Source organism: Pseudomonas lopnurensis (genome assembly GCF_015070855.1).
GTDB classification, from domain to species: domain Bacteria; phylum Pseudomonadota; class Gammaproteobacteria; order Pseudomonadales; family Pseudomonadaceae; genus Stutzerimonas; species Stutzerimonas lopnurensis.
Genome location: NZ_JADDIX010000098.1, coordinates 91,742 through 108,013 on the forward strand (window position 1 = coordinate 91,742; position 16,272 = coordinate 108,013).

Annotated in this window: 14 protein-coding genes and 1 pseudogene; 3 read left to right on the top strand and 12 right to left on the bottom strand. The window is 66.9% G+C overall.

The genetic code is table 11. The annotated features are described in order from the left end of the window. Nucleotides 1–49: 49 nt before the first annotated feature. The 12 genes and pseudogenes from IN820_RS23070 to exaC form a co-directional block, all read right to left on the bottom strand. Nucleotides 50–187: pseudogene (locus IN820_RS23070) on the bottom strand (hypothetical protein); the annotation flags it as partial. Between the two features lie 134 nt (nucleotides 188–321). Beyond that, complete coding sequence (locus tag IN820_RS20560) at nucleotides 322–2,556, bottom strand: methyl-accepting chemotaxis protein (protein ID WP_235989213.1); 2,235 nt, start codon at nucleotides 2,554–2,556, stop codon at nucleotides 322–324. Between the two features lie 105 nt (nucleotides 2,557–2,661). Next, nucleotides 2,662–4,557, bottom strand: coding sequence for a 1-deoxy-D-xylulose-5-phosphate synthase (gene dxs, locus IN820_RS20565; RefSeq protein WP_193682744.1), 1,896 nt, complete (start codon nucleotides 4,555–4,557; stop codon nucleotides 2,662–2,664). 283 nt (nucleotides 4,558–4,840) lie between these two features. Beyond that, nucleotides 4,841–5,731, bottom strand: a complete 891-nt coding sequence (locus tag IN820_RS20570; RefSeq protein WP_193682745.1) for a polyprenyl synthetase family protein — start codon at nucleotides 5,729–5,731, stop codon at nucleotides 4,841–4,843. Continuing rightward, nucleotides 5,728–5,970, bottom strand: coding sequence for an exodeoxyribonuclease VII small subunit (locus IN820_RS20575; protein ID WP_193682746.1), 243 nt, complete (start codon nucleotides 5,968–5,970; stop codon nucleotides 5,728–5,730). Before IN820_RS20575 ends, IN820_RS20570 begins: the two co-directional genes overlap by 4 nt. Nucleotides 5,971–6,064: 94 nt before the next feature. Continuing rightward, nucleotides 6,065–6,829 carry a sulfite exporter TauE/SafE family protein gene (locus IN820_RS20580; protein WP_193682747.1) on the bottom strand — a complete coding sequence of 255 codons (765 nt, stop codon included), beginning with the start codon at nucleotides 6,827–6,829 and terminating at the stop codon, nucleotides 6,065–6,067. Nucleotides 6,830–6,915: 86 nt separating this feature from the next. Continuing rightward, on the bottom strand, nucleotides 6,916–7,272 hold the full coding sequence (locus IN820_RS20585) for an EAL domain-containing protein (protein ID WP_235989214.1): 357 nt from the start codon (nucleotides 7,270–7,272) through the stop codon (nucleotides 6,916–6,918). A gap of 219 nt (nucleotides 7,273–7,491) precedes the next feature. Continuing rightward, on the bottom strand, nucleotides 7,492–8,019 hold the full coding sequence (gene ppa, locus IN820_RS20590) for an inorganic diphosphatase (RefSeq protein WP_193682748.1): 528 nt from the start codon (nucleotides 8,017–8,019) through the stop codon (nucleotides 7,492–7,494). A 108-nt stretch (nucleotides 8,020–8,127) separates the two neighbouring features. Next, nucleotides 8,128–8,940: a M90 family metallopeptidase gene (locus IN820_RS20595; RefSeq protein WP_193682749.1), complete on the bottom strand. Its 813-nt coding sequence runs from the start codon at nucleotides 8,938–8,940 to the stop codon at nucleotides 8,128–8,130. A gap of 189 nt (nucleotides 8,941–9,129) precedes the next feature. Continuing rightward, nucleotides 9,130–9,924 (bottom strand): ethanolamine ammonia-lyase subunit EutC, encoded by a 795-nt coding sequence (eutC, locus tag IN820_RS20600; RefSeq protein ID WP_193682750.1) that lies wholly within the window; start codon nucleotides 9,922–9,924, stop codon nucleotides 9,130–9,132. A gap of 396 nt (nucleotides 9,925–10,320) precedes the next feature. Further along, nucleotides 10,321–11,715 carry an ethanolamine ammonia-lyase subunit EutB gene (locus tag IN820_RS20605; protein ID WP_193682751.1) on the bottom strand — a complete coding sequence of 465 codons (1,395 nt, stop codon included), beginning with the start codon at nucleotides 11,713–11,715 and terminating at the stop codon, nucleotides 10,321–10,323. Nucleotides 11,716–11,914: 199 nt separating this feature from the next. After that, entirely contained in the window at nucleotides 11,915–13,435 is a 1,521-nt protein-coding gene (gene exaC / locus IN820_RS20610; RefSeq protein WP_193682752.1) for an acetaldehyde dehydrogenase ExaC, read from the bottom strand. Nucleotides 13,436–13,683: 248 nt separating this feature from the next. Between exaC and mpl the strand changes: the two genes are divergently transcribed. The 3 genes from mpl to IN820_RS20625 all read left to right on the top strand — a co-directional run bounded on the left by mpl (nucleotide 13,684) and on the right by IN820_RS20625 (nucleotide 16,188). Further along, a complete protein-coding gene (gene mpl, locus IN820_RS20615) occupies nucleotides 13,684–15,033 on the top strand; it encodes a UDP-N-acetylmuramate:L-alanyl-gamma-D-glutamyl-meso-diaminopimelate ligase (RefSeq protein ID WP_193682753.1) in 1,350 nt (449 codons plus the stop codon). 233 nt (nucleotides 15,034–15,266) lie between these two features. Further along, nucleotides 15,267–15,896, top strand: coding sequence for a flavin prenyltransferase UbiX (gene ubiX, locus IN820_RS20620; protein ID WP_193682754.1), 630 nt, complete (start codon nucleotides 15,267–15,269; stop codon nucleotides 15,894–15,896). A 1-nt stretch (nucleotide 15,897) separates the two neighbouring features. Further along, nucleotides 15,898–16,188 (top strand): YceK/YidQ family lipoprotein, encoded by a 291-nt coding sequence (locus tag IN820_RS20625; RefSeq protein ID WP_193682755.1) that lies wholly within the window; start codon nucleotides 15,898–15,900, stop codon nucleotides 16,186–16,188. Nucleotides 16,189–16,272: the final 84 nt, after the last annotated feature.

Sequence of the window (16,272 nt, forward strand, 5' to 3'; positions counted from 1 at the left end):
GTAGGGTGGATGACGCTTCACCATCCACCAGCGGCGGCTGAGTGCCGCCTCAGGCGTCGCCGAGCAACACCAGGCGCTTGCGCACCGCGGCTTCGATGCCGGCGGCATCCAGCCGGCATTCGGCGAGCATCTCGCTGGGTTTGGCATGCTCGACATAGTGGTCGGGCAGGCTCAGCTGGAGGATCGGCATGACGATGGCTTCGCCGGCGCCGAAATGGCCACCGCTCTGGCCGACACTGTAGAGCAGGTACAGGCGCAGTTCGCCGGTTTCATTATCTTTGCTCAAAGTTCGGCAGACTTTTGAGGAGGGCAACACCAGTCTTAATGCGTGCGGGCAGGAAGTACACGCGGGTCGAGGTTTTCCGGCAGTGGGCGGGACACGGGCTTGTCGTCGAGGCGATCCTGTCGGCTCAGGCGATTGGCTGTCTTGTGCAGGTCCAGCACCAACTGGGCCAGCGCCTGCGCTGCCTGCAGGGTTTCGTCGGCGCTCTGGCTGGTACGCTCTGCCGCGCCGGTGATGGCCTGGGCCTGTTCGCTCACCGCATGCACCTGGGCCAGTTGCGACTGCATGGTCTGGTTGAGCTGGCCAAGGCGTCCCTGCATCGCTTCGACCTCCTGCTGGATGTGCTCAAGCGACTGTGTCGCTTCGTCGGAGCGAGTCACGCTGCGCTCGGCCGCCTCCTGGCAGCTCCGCATGCTGCTCATGGCTTCGAGCGTCTGCTGGCGCACCCCGCCGAGGGTACTGGTGATCTCTTCTGTGGCCTGGGCCGTGCGCCGGGCCAGATTGCGCACTTCATCGGCGACCACGGCGAAACCGCGACCGCTTTCCCCGGCTCGAGCCGCCTCGATGGCGGCATTCAGGGCGAGCAGGTTGGTTTGGTCGGCGATGGCATGGATCGCTTCGCTGATGTGCTGGATTTCTTCGGTCTGCTTGTTCAGCGCCTGCAGCATCTGGCTGGACTGCTCGACGCGTTCGGCAAGCTGGGCCACCTCTCTGGCGTTCTGCGCGACGGCTGCGCCGCCCTGCCGCGTCATTGCCAGTGCCTGGCGCGAGGCTTTCTCGCTGTCGAGAATGTGCTCGGCAGCCTCGCCGATGCTGTGGTTCACCTCGACCATGGCGCGTGCGGTGGAGACCGCGGCCGCCTGACCCTGGGCTGCGCACTTGCCTGCATTGGCGGAGGTTCTGCTGAGCCCGGTGGAGGTCTGCTGCAGCGCCTGGCCGGCAGTCACGATGCCCTGCATGGTGTGATCCATCTTGTCGACGAAGCTGTTGACCCAGCCGGCCAGGACGCCGGCCTCGTCACTGGCGAAGCGCTCCAGGGCCAGGCGATTGCTCAGCGGCGCACCGCATTCGGCCGTTTCCAGGAAGAAGTCGGAGAGCGCCTGCAGCTTGCGCGTGCGTGGGCGCAGGCTGAAGGCCCAGAAACCCAGCAGCATGGCTGCGGCGCTCGCCATGCCCAGGGGCGCCGCATAGGCAGGCAGCCACTGCTGCAGCTGCCATTGAAGCAGGGCCAGGACCAGCAGACCGAACAGCAGGTGGCTGGAGAGCGTGTAGCTGAGGCTGCGCTGGCGGTAGACCTCTTCCAAGTCGCCTTCGCACATCAGTCCCCAGGTATCCGGCGAGCCAGGCATGCGCAGGGTCAGGCCGGCGCCGATCACCGGCACGTGGCGGTAGTCCGGGTAACCCGGGTAGAGCACGAACAGGTTGCTGCCATGGCGAATGGTTTCGCGCACGCCCGGATGGAGTTGGTCAGTGGCGGGGTCGGTGAAGCGCAGTTCGAATTCGGTGTGTTTTTGCACCTTTACCGTGCCGAATGGCGTGCGCACGCCCTGTTTCAGGTTGTCGCCACCGCTGAAGGTGTCGTCCTCGAAGCGTGAGCGTGACAGCGCAGTGCCCGGCGCGATTTGCGCGTCATGGCGGCTTTCGACCATGAACAGGTAATTGTCGCCGGAGTCGCGATAGACGTGGCCGGCCTCGCGCTGGATGAGGTCACTCATCACATCGTTGGGGATGCGCGCGCACAGACAGCCGACGACCTTGCCGGCATGACGAAGCGGCTGGTGGAACATCAGGGTAACGGCGTCATGGAACTTCGAGGTGGTCGGCTCCAGCTGCAGGGTCAGCTGGTCGACATAGGGACCATGCAGGTAAGGCCCTGCCAGACCGGCTTTCAAGGCTTCGCCATCGTGGCGTTGAGCGACGCGTGGGGCGTGGGTGGAGACGAGGATGTGCCCGCCGGCATCTACGACGAACAGCTCGGAGACTTCCGGCATGTTCTTGCGCGCCTGCTGCAGGGCGTCGAGGCTGGGGGTCGGCCAGGCTTGTGCCAGACCGTTACCGATCAACTCCAGTTCCTGCCAGTGCTGCGCGGCCCATTCCAGCAGGAGGTCGACGCGTGTCTGTGCCAGGCCGGTGAAGGTTTTCTCGACCCGTTCGGCCTGGCCTGAATTGAGCAGCCAGGACCAGCGCATGGCCAGCTTGCCGGTCTTGCCGAACCAGGGCAGCCAGCGGCGCTCACGGCCTTTGAAGGCCATCTGATGACTGCGCAACGGCATGTCCCCTCCCTGTCGTTACTGTAACGACTCGTAACCGCGCAACTGCGTTCGAGAGAGGTAAGCAATAAACAGGCCGGAATCGCTCCGGCCATGCGTGCAGGGGGGTCAGTGTGGCAGCTGCGCCAGGCGTATACGTACCGCCGCCTCGATGCCGGCTTCGTCGAGGCCGCATTCGGCGAGCATCTCGCTGGGTTTGGCATGCTCGACGTAATGGTCTGGCAGGCCCAGCTGGAGGATCGGCATGACGATGGCTTCGCTGGCGAGGAATTCGGCCACCGCGCTGCCGGCGCCGCCCATGATGCTGTTTTCCTCGATGGTCACCAGCAGTTCGTGGCTGGCCGCCAGCTGGCGCAGCAGCGCCTCGTCCAGCGGCTTGACGAAGCGCATGTCGACCACCGTGGCATCCAGCGTCTGGCCAACCTGCAGCGCCTCGGCCAACTGCACGCCGAACACCAGCAGCGCGACCTTGGTGCCCTGGCGGCGCGTCAGCGCCTTGCCGATTTCCAGCGGCGCGAGGCCGGGCTCGATACGGGCGTTCGGCCCGCTGCCACGCGGGTAGCGCACCGCCGCCGGGCCTTCGAACTGGTAGCCGGTGGTGAGCATGCGGCGCATCTCGTTCTCGTCGCTGGGGGTCATCACCAGCATGCCGGGGATGCAGCGCAGGTAGGAGAGGTCGAAGCTGCCGGCGTGGGTCGGGCCGTCTTCGCCGACCAGCCCGGCGCGGTCGATGGCGAACAGCACGTCGAGGTTCTGCACCGCGACGTCGTGAATCAGTTGGTCGTAGGCGCGCTGGAGGAAGGTCGAGTAGATCGCCACCACCGGCTTGAGCCCTTCGCAGGCCATGCCGGCGGCCAGCGTCACGGCATGCTGCTCGGCGATGGCGACGTCGAAGTAGCGCTGCGGGAAGCGCTCGCTGAAGGCCACCAGGTCCGAGCCTTCCTTCATCGCCGGGGTGATGCCGGTCAGGCGCGGATCGGCCTCGGCCATGTCGCACAGCCACTGGCCGAACACGTTGGAGTATTTCGGCCCCGCGGCCTTCTTCGGCGCGGCCGGCGCATCCACCGGCTCCAGCTTGCTGATGGCGTGCCAGGTGATCGGGTCGGCCTCGGCCGGGGCGAAGCCCTTGCCCTTCTTGGTCACCACGTGGAGGAACTGCGGGCCGTCGAGGTCGCGCATGTTGCGCAGGGTGGCGATCAGCGTCGGCAGGTCGTGGCCGTCGATGGGGCCGATGTAGTTCCAGCCGAGCTCCTCGAACAGGGTGCCGGGCACCAGCATGCCCTTGGCGTATTCCTCGGTGCGGCGGGCGATTTCCCAGGCGCCCGGCAGGCGCGAGAGGATCTTCTTGCTGCCCTCGCGCATGCTCGAATAGGTGCGGCTGGAGAGGATCTTGGCCAGGTAGTTGGACAGGCCGCCGACGTTGCGCGAGATCGACATGTCGTTGTCGTTGAGCACCACCAGCATGTCGGCGCCGACTTCCGGGGCGTGGTTGAGCGCCTCGAAGGCCATGCCGGCGGTCAGCGCGCCGTCGCCGATCACTGCGATGGACTTGCGCTTCTCGCCCTTCTGGCGGGCGGCAATGGCCATCCCCAGGGCGGCGCTGATCGAGGTGCTGGAGTGGCCGACGCCGAAGGTGTCGTATTCGCTCTCGCTGCGCCGCGGGAAGGCGGCCAGGCCGTCCTTCTGGCGCAGGCTGGCCATGCGCGCACGGCGGCCGGTGAGGATCTTGTGCGGATAGGCCTGATGGCCGACGTCCCAGACCAGGCGGTCGTCCGGGGTGTCGTAGACGTAATGCAGGGCGATGGTCAGCTCGATCACGCCGAGGCCGGCACCGAAGTGGCCGCCGGACTGGCCGACGCTGAACAGCAGGTCCTGGCGCAGTTCGTTGGCGAGCTCTTCGAGTTCCGCCTCGCCCAGCCGGCGCAGTTGCTCGGGCGTGGCCGCACGGTCAAGGAGGGGCGTTGCGGGGCGTACCCGAGGAATCTCATGGAACGTCTTGGGCATCGGGCGAATCGTTTTTGTGAAAAAAGAGCGGCAGTTTACCCGAAGGGCCCTGCGATAAGAACGACCCTGCGTCCAGCGCGCTGCCGTTCGTTCCGGTCGGGCCTGGTGGGGGACGCGCTCCCGCGGCGATCGCAGGCAAGGCGGGTTGCAACCCGCCCTACGAAGCTGCAAGCGCGTGCGATCTCCTGTAGGAGCGAGCCATGCTCGCGAACCTCGGCCACACAAGAACATCGCGGGCATGGCCCGCTCCTACAAGAAGCAGGTGGCGCCTGCCGAACGGAGATCAGTTGCGCCGTTCGACGATATAGCGCGCCAGCTCGCGCAGCGGCTCGGCGGCGACAGCGAACGGGCGCAACGCGTCCAGCGCCAGGTCGTGCAGCTCCAGCGCATAGGCCTTGGCCGCCTCCATGCCGAGCAGGGCAGGGTAGGTGGGCTTGTCGCGGGCGATGTCGGCGCCCTGGTGCTTGCCGAGGGTGGCGGTGTCGCTTTCCACGTCGAGGATGTCGTCCTGCACCTGGAAGGCCAGGCCGACGGCCTGGGCATACTGGCTCAGCGAGGCGAGGCTACCGGCATCGGCATGGCCGCTGGAGAGGGCGCCGAGCTGCACGCTGGCTTCGATCAGGGCGCCGGTCTTGTGCCGGTGCATCAGTTCCAGCGCCGCGCGGTCGAGCTTGCGGCCCACCGAGCCGAGGTCGATGGCCTGGCCGCCGACCATGCCCGCGGGGCCGGCGGCGCGGGCCAGGACGCCGAACATCCGCAGGCGCAGCAGCGGGTCCGCGGGGTTGAGCTGCGGCGCCGCGAGGACGTCGAAGGCCAGGCTCTGCAGGCCATCGCCGGCGAGAATCGCACAGGCCTCGTCGAAAGCCTTGTGGGTGGTCGGCTGGCCGCGGCGCAGGTCGTCGTCGTCCATCGCCGGCAGGTCGTCGTGCACCAGTGAATAGGCGTGGATCAGCTCCACCGCGCAGGCCGCGCCGTCAGCCTGGGCCTTGTCGCCGCCCAGTGCTTCGTTGGCGGCGTAGACCAGCAGCGGGCGCACCCGCTTGCCGCCGTTCATCACGCTGTAGCGCATCGCCTGGTAGAGACGTTCGAGCTGCGCGTGCGGCGGTACGAAGAGGGCCTCGAGGCGGCTGTCGACGCGCTGCTGGCAGCTTCTCTGGTAATCGCCGATCGTCATGCTTCGGGATCCGTTTCGAAGGGCGCTTCCTGCAGCGTGCCGTCGCGTTCGAGCAGGATCTGCACCTTCTGCTCGGCCTGGCTCAATGCCGCCTGGCAGTCGCGGGTCAGGCCGATGCCCTGCTCGAAGCAGGTCAGCGAGTCTTCCAGCGACAGCTCGCCGCTTTCCAGGCGCTCCACCAGTTGCTGGAGCTCGGCGAGGGATTGTTCGAAATCGAGAGCGGCTTTCTTGCGGGCCATGGCGGGAACCTGTCGTGTGCGGCGAGTCTGAAACGGGCGCGACATTAGCAAAGAAGGCCCGGCGCAGCCACCAGGTTCGCCACCAGCAGTGCGTTCAGCCGGCGTAGGTGGCCCGGAAGTAATAGAGGGTCATGCCGCTGCCGACCAGGATGACGAAGGCGCGCAGCCAGGCGGCCGGCAGTTTCCGGCTCAGCGCGCCACCGGCATAGCCGCCGAGGGTGGCACCGCCGAGCAGGATCAGCAACTCGTACCAGCTGACCCGACCGGCGACGATGAAGGTGACGCTGGCAACGCTGTAGATCACCGCCGAGATCAGGTTCTTCAGCGCATTGGCGCGCACCAGCTGATGGCCCTCGATGGAGAACGCCGCCAGCTGCAGGATGCCCATGCCGGCGCCGAAATAGCCGCCGTAGATCGACACCAGTCCATGGGCCGTCATCGAGCCCGCCGAATGGGGCGGCACCGCGCTTTCCTCCTTGCGCCGCGCCGCCAGCCAGCGGCTGAGCCTGGGGCTGGCGGCAAACAGCGCGGTGGCCAGCAGCAGCAACCAGGGAATCAGCAGGCTGAACAGGTCGTCGCCGCCGGCCAGCAACGCCAGGCCGCCGAGCAGGCCGCCGGCCAGGCCCGCCAGCAGCAGTGGCACGAGATACGGCCCGAGGGGGCGCAGGCTGGAGCGCGCGGCCCAGGCACCGGCGAGGCTCGCCGGCCACAGTGCCACGGCATTGGTGGCATTGGCGGTCACCGGCGGCAGGCCGATGGCGAGCAGTGCGGGGAAGGAGAAGAACGTGCCGCCACCGGCCAGGGCATTCATTCCGCCGGCGGCAAAACCGGCGGAGACCAGCAGCAGAATCTCGAACATTGGTAAGCCTGCACCAAAAAGATGCAGGGTATCTAAGCCGTTGCGTTACGGCTAGTGCGCCGTTCGGCTAGTATCGTGCGGTTGCCTCAAGGCGTGCCCGGCTCAGCCGTGCAGCGGCAACTGCAGGTTGACCGACAGCGGGCCCCGGCGCGCCAGCGGCATTGTTCGGCGGGCAGCGGACGGGCGTAGGCTGGGGCAGCCATTGAGCCGCAGAAGGCCGCCTGCCGCTCGGTCTCGACGCCTTCGGCGACCCCGTGCAGGCCGAGATGGCTGGCCATGGTCAGGATGCCGCGCGCCAGGGCGACCGACTGTTCGCTGTCCGGCAGGCCGGCGACGAATTTGCGATCGATCTTGATGCCGCCGACGCGAAAGCGCGGCAGGTAGGCCAGCGAGGCGTAGCCGGTGCCGAAATCGTAGCAGCAGTGGCGATATTTTCGGCACATTGCTGGGGTACCAAAAGGCTATGTCTGAGCTGGCTGTTGCGGATAGACGTCCCCCTGTAGGAGCGGGCCATGCCCGCGAATATTCCAGCGCGCAAAGCTTCGCGGGCACGGCCCGCTCCTACGGGCGCTCAGAACACCTCGACATTCGAGCAACACGCAATTGGGACAGCGCCTACAAAAAAGCCGGCTTGTGGCCGGCTTTCAGGGGGTGGCGTTGGCTTACTTCTGGTAGGCCGCAACCGCCTTGGTGATCGCTGCGCGGGCTTCGTCGGCGTTGCCCCAGCCTTCGACCTTGACCCACTTGCCCTTCTCGAGATCCTTGTAGTTCTCGAAGAAGTGCTTGATCTGCTCCAGCAGCAGGGTCGGCAGGTCGGTGTATTCCTTCACGTCCACGTACAGCTGGCTCAGCTTGTCGTGCGGGACGGCGATCAGCTTGGCGTCGCCGCCGGCTTCGTCGGTCATGTTCAGCACGCCGACCGGACGGCAGCGGATGACCGAACCCGGGGCGACCGGGTAGGGGGTCACCACCAGCACGTCCAGCGGGTCGCCGTCGTCGGCCAGGGTGTGCGGGATGAAGCCGTAGTTGGCCGGGTAGAACATCGGGGTGGCCATGAAGCGGTCGACGAACAGGCAGTCGGTGTCGTGATCGATTTCGTACTTGATCGGCGCATGGTTGGCCGGGATCTCGATGGCGACGTAGATGTCGTTCGGCAGGTCTTTGCCGGCCGGGACTTTGCTGTAGCTCATGAACGATGGGCTCCGTGATCGGCCAGCGCGGCCTTGGGGCAGAAAAAGTGGGCGCGATTATAGGCGCATTGGCGCCTGCATTGCCACGCCGGCTTCGACGGCGCCGGCTCAGGCAGGTTCCCTGTAATCCGCATGTTCGGCCTGCAGCCGCTGCAGGCGGGCGAGCGGGTCCTGCCGATAGAATGCGGCGAGCTGCCGGTACACCTCGGGGTGGGCGGCGTGTAGCAGGTCCGGTGCGCTGAAGAAGTATTCGCTGGTGACGGCGAAGAATTCGGCCGGGTCTTCGGCGGCGTAGGGGTCGATCGGCGTCTGCGCCCCGGGGTCGGCATCCAGCGTAGCGTTCAGGCTGTCGTAGGCGCTCTGCATGGCGCTGGCCCAGGCGTCGATGCGCATGTCGCGGTGCAGCGGCGGCAGGCCGTTGGCGTCACCGCCCAGCATGTCCAGCTTGTGCGCCAGCTCGTGGATCACCAGGTTGTAGCCTTCCCAGCCACCGCTTTCCTGCACGCCGGGCCAGGCGAGGATCACCGGGCCCTGCAGCCAGGCTTCGCCGCTGTGCTCGGCGTCCCATTCATGCACTACGCCGCTGGCGTCACGGTGCTTCTGCGGGCTGCGGAAGTCGTCCGGGTAGAGCACGATCTCGTGGAAGCCCTGGTACCAGCCGAAATCGGGCAGATGCAGCAGCGGCAGCTGGGCCTGCAGCGCCAGGCGCAGCCGATCGGCTGGCTGCAACTCCACGCCGGGCAGCGCGGTCAGGCGCTTGTCGTGCAAGAACAGGATGCTGCGTTCGCGCAGGCGCGTGAGTTCGCGGTCGTCGAGGCCGTCGAGGATTGGCAGGCTGTCGAACACCGCTTGCCACAGTTCGGGCTCGACGGGGAAGCGGGCGAGGATGCGTTTGCGTTGCCAGGCGCGTAAAGACCACATGGGCGAGGTTCCAGCCGGGAGGGCCACACAGTAAGCGCAGCGCCCGCCGGCGGCAACAGCGCCTGTCCTCGCCGCGGGTCGATCGATGCGGATGAGGCTTTTTGTAGCCGCAGAGGGGTGCCGAGGCCTTGCTGGTGATAGCCGCACGGATCGCCCGCAAGCCGGCTCCTACGGCCTGTTCGCCATGCTTCAGCCCAGCAGGAAGTTGCCGGCGCGGGGCTCGCCGTCCAGCGTCGGCACCTCGGCCTCGTCCTTGAGTTGCACGCCGGAGAGCTGGCGGCGGCAGGCCTCGCGCATGAGGTAGAGCAGGCGGTGGGCGGCCAGGTTGTAGCTCAGGCCCTCGGGGCGGATGTTGGAGATGCAGTTGCGCTGCGCATCGTGGCGACCGACCTGCGGCGCCCAGGTGAAGTACAGGCCGAGGCTGTCCGGCGAACTGAGCCCGGGGCGCTCGCCCAGCAGGATCACCGCCATGCGTGCCCCGAGCCGCTGGCCGATCTCGTCGGCGACGGCGACCCGGCCCTGCTCGACGAGGGCGATCGGGCCGAGCGACCAGCCTTCGGCGCGGCAGTGTTCGGCGATCTTCAGACTCATCGGCAGCGCATGGCGCTGCACGGCGAGGGCGGACAGGCCGTCGGCGATCACCAGAGCGAGGTCACAGCCCTCTCCGGCACGCGCGTCGAGCACCGTGGCGCTGGTTTCGTCCAGGCGCCGGCCCAGGTCCGGCCGCTGCAGATAGGTCTGCCTATCGACGGCGGCGCTGTGCAGATGCAGGCATTGCAGATCGTGCCGCTGCAGTTCGCCGGCCAGCGCCGCGCAATCGAGCGGCAAGTGCACGGCGTCGCGCGCCTGGGCATGGGCGAACTGGAAGTCCAGTTGCGCCCCGGTGGGCAGGCTGCTGCCGGCCCGGCCGAGGGCGATGCGCGCCGGGGTGAGCTGGCGCAGGTGCTGCCAGGGATTTTCGGTGGCGGGCGTCCGTTCGTTCATGCTGGCCTCGGTGCCTGGTGTAGGAGCCGGCTTGCTGGCGAAGTGCAGTGCTTCGTTCGCGAGCAGGCTCGCTCCTGCAAGGGTGGGTCGTGTGGACGGTCATCCGCGTGGAAAAGAGCTGCGGTCGTTTTCCTCCCTACGGGCTGCCGTGGGGGCGTCGGCGTAGGGTGGAAAAGCGCGCAGCGTTTTCCACCGCTCTGGCGATCAGCGCGAATCTCGCCTCTTTCGATGCAGCCGCGTAGGTTGGGTTGAGCGCAGCGAAGCCCAACAGGGCGATGCACAGGCGGCGCACTGGCGCGAGTTGGGCTTCGTCGCTCCGCTCCTCAACCCAACCTACGGAGTGCGGTGCGCCGATTGGGTGGTGGGCGCGAATCCGGATCGCTTTCATTCCATACCTCACGCCAGCCGCTCCAACGCCCGGCGGAAGGGTTCGGGCAGTTCCCGGCCGAGCCGCAGGCGGTTGCCGTCCTGGCGCAGGATGTCCATCTTCGCCAGCCATTGCTCGAATTCCGGCGCGGGCCTGAGGCCGAGCACCTGGCGCACGTATAGCGCGTCGTGGAAGGAGGTGGTCTGGTAGTTGAGCATCACGTCGTCCGAGCCGGGGATGCCCATGATGAAGTTGATGCCGGCCGTGCCCAGCAGGGTCAGCAACATGTCCATGTCGTCCTGGTCGGCTTCGGCGTGATTGGTGTAGCAGATGTCGCAGCCCATGGGCACGCCGAGCAGCTTGCCGCAGAAGTGGTCCTCCAGTCCGGCGCGGATGATCTGCTTGCCGTTGTAGAGGTACTCCGGGCCGATGAAGCCGACCACGGTATTGACCAAGAGCGGCTTGAAGCGCCGCGCTACCGCATAGGCGCGGGCCTCGCAGGTCTGCTGGTCGACGCCGTGGTGGGCGTTGGCCGACAGCGCGCTGCCCTGGCCGGTCTCGAAGTACATGAGGTTGTCACCCAGGGTGCCGCGCCGCTGCGAAAGCCCGGCCTCGTAGCCTTCCTGCAGGGTCGCCAGGCTGATGCCGAAGCTGGCGTTGGCCGCCTCGCTGCCGGCGATGGACTGGAACACCAGGTCCACCGGCGCGCCGCGTTCGATCGCCGCGATGGAGGTGGTGACGTGGGTGAGGATGCAGGCCTGGGTCGGGATCGCGTAGCGCTGGATGATGGCGTCGAGCATCTTCAGCAGCTCGCAGATGCCCTGGGTGTTGTCGGTGGCCGGGTTGATGCCGATCACCGCGTCGCCGTTGCCGTAGAGCAGGCCGTCGAGGATGCTCGCGGCGATGCCGGCGCCGTCGTCGGTCGGGTGGTTGGGCTGCAGGCGAGTGGACATCCGCCCGCGCAGGCCGATGGTGTTGCGAAAGCGGGTGACCACGCGGACCTTCTGCGCGACCAGGATCAGGTCCTGCACGCGCATGAGCTTGGACACCGCGGCGACCATCTCCGGCGTCAGCCCCGGCGCCAGGGCGGCCAGCGTCGTTTCGTCCGCCGCGTCGCCGAGCAGCCAGTTGCGAAAGTCGCCCACGGTGAGGTGACTGACCGGGGCGAAGGCGGCCGCGTCGTGGCTGTCGATGATGAGGCGGGTCACCTCGTCGGTTTCGTAGGGAATCAGCGCCTCGTCGAGGAAGCGCCTGAGCGGCACCTCGGCCAGGCACATCTGCGCCGCCACGCGCTCGGCATCGCTGCCGGCGGCGATGCCGGCCAGGCAGTCGCCGGAGCGCGCCGGGCTGGCCTTGGCCAGCAGTTCGCGCAGGCTGTCGAAGCGCCAGGTGGTGCCGCCGACACTATGGGTAAAGCGGGCCATCGCGACCTCCGTCGATACAGTGCCGATTGTCCAAGCAAACCCTGTGCCCTGCGTCCTCCTGGCGTCGTTTGCGGGGCGGCCCCTGCCGGGGATGCGGACGCTGCACCAGCGCGGCGCCGCGCATCCCCGGCCGGCACCACCACGATGCCGCGTTGCCGTCCGAACCGAACGGCAACGCCGGTGTTGCGCCGGCCGTGGGCTAGAAGAACCCCAATGGATTGATGTCGTAGCTGACCAGCAGGTTCTTGGTCTGTTGGTAGTGGTCGAGGATCATCTTGTGGGTCTCGCGGCCGACGCCGGATTTCTTGTAGCCGCCGAACGCCGCATGGGCCGGGTACAGGTGGTAGCAGTTGGTCCACACCCGGCCGGCCTTGATCGCCCGGCCCATGCGGTAGGCGCGGTTGATGTCGCGGGTCCAGACGCCGGCACCCAGGCCGTACTCGGTGTCGTTGGCGATGGCCAGCGCCTCGGCCTCGTCCTTGAAGGTGGTGACGCCGATCACCGGGCCGAAGATCTCCTCCTGGAACACGCGCATCTGGTTGGTGCCCTTGAGCAATGTCGGCTGGATGTAGTAGCCGGTCGCCAGCGAGCCCTCGAGCTTCTCGGCGGCGCCTCCGGTCAGCACCTCGGCGCCTTCCTGCTTGGCGATCTCGAGGTAGGACATGATCTTGTCGAACTGCTGCTGGCTGGCCTGTGCGCCGACCATGGTGTCGGTGTCCAGCGGATCGCCGCGCTTGATCTGCGCGACCTTCGCCATCACCGCTTCCATGAAGGGGGCGTAGATCGACTCCTGCACCAGTGCCCGCGACGGGCAGGTACAGACCTCGCCCTGGTTGAAGAAGCCCAGCACCAGCCCTTCGGCAGCCTTCTCGATGAAGGTCGGCTCGGCCTGCATGATGTCCTCGAAGTAGATGTTCGGGCTCTTGCCGCCCAGCTCCACGGTGCTTGGGATGATGCTTTCGGCAGCGCGCTTCATGATGTGCGAGCCCACCGGGGTCGAACCGGTGAAGGCGATCTTGGCGATGCGCTTGCTGCTGGCCAGGGCTTCGCCGGCCTCGCGGCCATAGCCCTGCACGACGTTGAGCACGCCGGGCGGCAGCAGGTCGCCGATGATTTCCAGCAGCACGCTGATGCCCAGCGGGGTCTGCTCGGCGGGCTTGAGCACCACGCAGTTGCCGGCCGCCAGCGCCGGGGCGAGCTTCCAGGCGGCCATCAGGATCGGGAAGTTCCACGGGATGATCTGCCCGACCACGCCCAGCGGCTCGTGGAAGTGGTAGGCCGCGGTGTGCTCGTCGATCTCGGCACTGGTGCCCTCCTGGGCGCGGATGCAGCCGGCGAAATAGCGGAAATGGTCGGCCGCCAGCGGGATGTCGGCGTTCAGCGTCTCGCGCACGGCCTTGCCGTTGTCCCAGGTTTCGGTGATCGCGAGTTTCTCCAGGTTCTGCTCGATGCGGTCGGCGATCTGCAGCAGGATCAGCGAGCGCGCCTGCACGCTGGTCTTGCCCCAGGCGTCGGCGGCCGCATGGGCGGCGTCCAGCGCCTTCTCGATGTCGGCGGCATCGGAGCGCGGGAATTCGGCGATGGGCTGGCCGTTGACCGGCGAGGTGTTGGTGAAGTACTGGCCGCTGACCGGCTCGACGAACTCGCCGCCGATATAGTTGCCGTAGCGGGTCTTGAAGGAAACCTTGGCACCTTCGGTGCCGGGATGGGCGTAACGCATGATGAGTCTCCGGTCTTGTAATCGTGGTCGGACTGCCGTGGATTCAGCGTAGATCAAGGCCCGTTGGTCGGCGAGCCAAGCGACGTGTGGCGTGCGACCTGCATTCGTCTGGCGGGGACGTCGCCAGGGCCGCAGGAGCGGCGATCGGCAGCGCTGCGCTGTGCTAATCTGCGGCGCAGTCGTCAGGCCCGCCGACCCGCGCAGAATGGTCGTTCAGGGCTTGGTCATGAGGCATTCAGAGGTCATCCATGCACATCCACATTCTCGGCATCTGCGGCACCTTCATGGGTTCGCTGGCGGTGCTCGCCAAGGCGCTCGGCCATCACGTCACCGGTTCCGATGCCAACGTCTATCCGCCGATGAGCACTCAGCTCGAAGCCCAGGGCATCGAGCTGATGCAGGGCTTTGATCCGGCGCACATGGAGCCGGCGCCGGACCTGGTGGTGATCGGCAATGCGCTGTCGCGCGGCAATCCGGCGGTGGAGTACGTGCTGAACAAGGGCCTGCCCTATGTCTCCGGCCCGCAATGGCTGGCCGACCATGTGCTGCAGGGCCGCTGGGTGCTCGCCGCGGCAGGCACCCACGGCAAGACCACCACCAGCAGCATGCTGGCCTGGGTACTGGAACATGCCGGCATGAGTCCGGGCTTTCTCATCGGCGGCGTGCCGCAGAACTTCGGCATCTCCGCGCGCCTGGGCGAGACGCCGTTCTTCGTGGTCGAGGCCGACGAGTACGACAGCGCCTTCTTCGACAAGCGCAGCAAGTTCGTCCATTACCGCCCGCGCACCGCCATCCTCAATAATCTGGAGTTCGATCACGCAGATATTTTCCCTGATCTCGCCGCCATCGAGCGGCAGTTCCATCATCTGGTGCGTACCGTGCCGGGCGAGGGGCTGATCATTCATCCCCAGTCGGAAGCCGCGCTCAAGCGTGTGATCGGCATGGGCTGCTGGACGCCGGTGCAGACCACTGGCGAAGACGGGCAGTGGCAGGCGAAGTTGCTCAGCGAGGACGGCTCGCGTTTCGAGGTGATTTTCGAGGGCGAAGTGCAGGGTGTGGTCGACTGGCAGTTGACCGGCCGGCACAACGTCAACAATGCGCTGGCGACCCTGGCGGCGGCGCGCCATGTCGGCGTCTTGCCGAAGCAGGGCGCCGAGGCGCTGAGCGAGTTTCGCAGCGTCAAGCGGCGCATGGAAAAGGTCGCCGAGGTCAACGGCGTGACCCTCTATGACGACTTCGCCCATCATCCGACGGCCATCGCCACCACCCTCGACGGCCTGCGCAAGCAGGTGGGCGATGCGCCGATCATCGCCGTGATCGAGCCGCGTTCCAATTCGATGAAGCTCGGCGCGCACCGCGAGGGCCTGGCCGAATCCGTCGCGCTGGTCGACCAGGCGATCTGGTATGCACCGGCCAGTTTGGGCTGGGACCTGGCCGCGGCGGTGGCGGATTCGCCGGTCGTCACCACGGTGTGCGATTCGCTGGAGGCGATCATTGAACGGGTGAAATCCCAGGCCGCGCCCGGCACTCAGGTGGTGATCATGAGCAACGGCGGCTTCGGCGGCTTGCACGGCAAGCTGGCCGAGGCCCTGGCGTAGGGTGGAAAACGCCGAAGGCTTTTCCACGCGTATGGTTGCGGCGGTGGAAAACGCTTCGCGGTTTTCCACCCTACGAGAATTCGGCATACGGCGAATTTGTTTTCAAAGCGTCGCGAGCGAAGCTTAGGCAAGGCGAAACCTTGCGAGAAAGCGGAGCTTGCTGGTGCAAGTGAGCATTTCGAGTAAGGTTTCAACGCGGCATAAGCAAGCGCAGCAGCTTTGGGAGCAAATTCATGAGCGGACCGGAACGCATCACTTTGGCCATGACCGGCGCCTCCGGCGCGCAATACGGGCTGCGCCTGCTCGATTGCCTGATCCAGGAAGACCGCGAGGTGCACTTCCTGATCTCCAAGGCGGCGCAACTGGTGATGGCCACCGAGACCGACGTGGTGCTGCCGGCCAAGCCCCAGGCGATGCAGGCGTTCCTGTGTGAATACACCGGCGCGGCGGCGGGGCAGATCCGCGTGTTCGCCAAGGAGGACTGGATGGCGCCGCCGGCCTCCGGCTCCGGCGCGCCGACGGCCATGGTGGTGGTGCCCTGTTCCACCGGCACGCTGTCGGCGATCGCCTGTGGCGCCTGCAACAACCTGATCGAGCGTGCGGCCGATGTCACCCTCAAGGAGCGCCGCCAGCTGATCCTGGTGCCGCGCGAGGCGCCCTATTCGAGCATCCACCTGGAGAACATGCTCAAGCTGTCGAACCTGGGGGCGGTGATCCTGCCGGCCTCGCCCGGTTTCTACCACCAGCCGCAGACCCTCGATGATCTGGTGGATTTCGTCGTCGCACGCATCCTCAACCTGCTCGATATCCCGCAGGACATGCTGCCGCGCTGGGGCGAGCACCATATCGTCAGTGACGAGTGAGATGATCGGCAGAGCCCTGTTGCTTCTGCTCGTCCTGGGCCTGCTGGGCGGCTGCGCCAGCGTGCGCACGCTGGATGCGGCCAAGCCCGGTGCGCCGATCATCTATTCCGGCACCCGGCTGGACTGGTACAGCCTCAACGGTGGCTGCTGCCCGCTGGAGCGCTTCGGTGCTCTGGCGCCGAAGTACCCGGCACTGGATCTGCCTGCCAGCGCCCTGCTGGATAGCCTACTGTTGCCCTTTGCCGTGGCGGCGGAGTTGGGTGTCGGGCTCGGCGTACGTGGCGGCCTCTGAACCGCGCCCGAATGCGGCATAACTGATCTGGGTCCAGGCCGGGCCTTCGCACAACAGGCATAGTCAGCGTCTGCGCCACAAGGA

What these genes read in the sequence shown, in the direction of transcription:
- IN820_RS20575 (WP_193682746.1), bottom strand. Translation starts at nt 5,970, where the DNA reads ATGGCCCGCAAGAAAGCCGCTCTCGATTTCGAACAATCCCTCGCCGAG.
- IN820_RS20605 (WP_193682751.1), bottom strand. Translation starts at nt 11,715, where the DNA reads ATGGCCCGCTTTACCCATAGTGTCGGCGGCACCACCTGGCGCTTCGAC.
- IN820_RS20595 (WP_193682749.1), bottom strand. Translation starts at nt 8,940, where the DNA reads ATGTGGTCTTTACGCGCCTGGCAACGCAAACGCATCCTCGCCCGCTTC.
- IN820_RS20625 (WP_193682755.1), top strand. Translation starts at nt 15,898, where the DNA reads ATGATCGGCAGAGCCCTGTTGCTTCTGCTCGTCCTGGGCCTGCTGGGC.
- ppa (WP_193682748.1), bottom strand. Translation starts at nt 8,019, where the DNA reads ATGAGCTACAGCAAAGTCCCGGCCGGCAAAGACCTGCCGAACGACATC.
- mpl (WP_193682753.1), top strand. Translation starts at nt 13,684, where the DNA reads ATGCACATCCACATTCTCGGCATCTGCGGCACCTTCATGGGTTCGCTG.
- eutC (WP_193682750.1), bottom strand. Translation starts at nt 9,924, where the DNA reads ATGAACGAACGGACGCCCGCCACCGAAAATCCCTGGCAGCACCTGCGC.
- IN820_RS20560 (WP_235989213.1), bottom strand. Translation starts at nt 2,556, where the DNA reads ATGCCGTTGCGCAGTCATCAGATGGCCTTCAAAGGCCGTGAGCGCCGC.
- ubiX (WP_193682754.1), top strand. Translation starts at nt 15,267, where the DNA reads ATGAGCGGACCGGAACGCATCACTTTGGCCATGACCGGCGCCTCCGGC.
- IN820_RS20570 (WP_193682745.1), bottom strand. Translation starts at nt 5,731, where the DNA reads ATGACGATCGGCGATTACCAGAGAAGCTGCCAGCAGCGCGTCGACAGC.
- dxs (WP_193682744.1), bottom strand. Translation starts at nt 4,557, where the DNA reads ATGCCCAAGACGTTCCATGAGATTCCTCGGGTACGCCCCGCAACGCCC.
- exaC (WP_193682752.1), bottom strand. Translation starts at nt 13,435, where the DNA reads ATGCGTTACGCCCATCCCGGCACCGAAGGTGCCAAGGTTTCCTTCAAG.
- IN820_RS20580 (WP_193682747.1), bottom strand. Translation starts at nt 6,829, where the DNA reads ATGTTCGAGATTCTGCTGCTGGTCTCCGCCGGTTTTGCCGCCGGCGGA.
- IN820_RS20585 (WP_235989214.1), bottom strand. Translation starts at nt 7,272, where the DNA reads ATGTGCCGAAAATATCGCCACTGCTGCTACGATTTCGGCACCGGCTAC.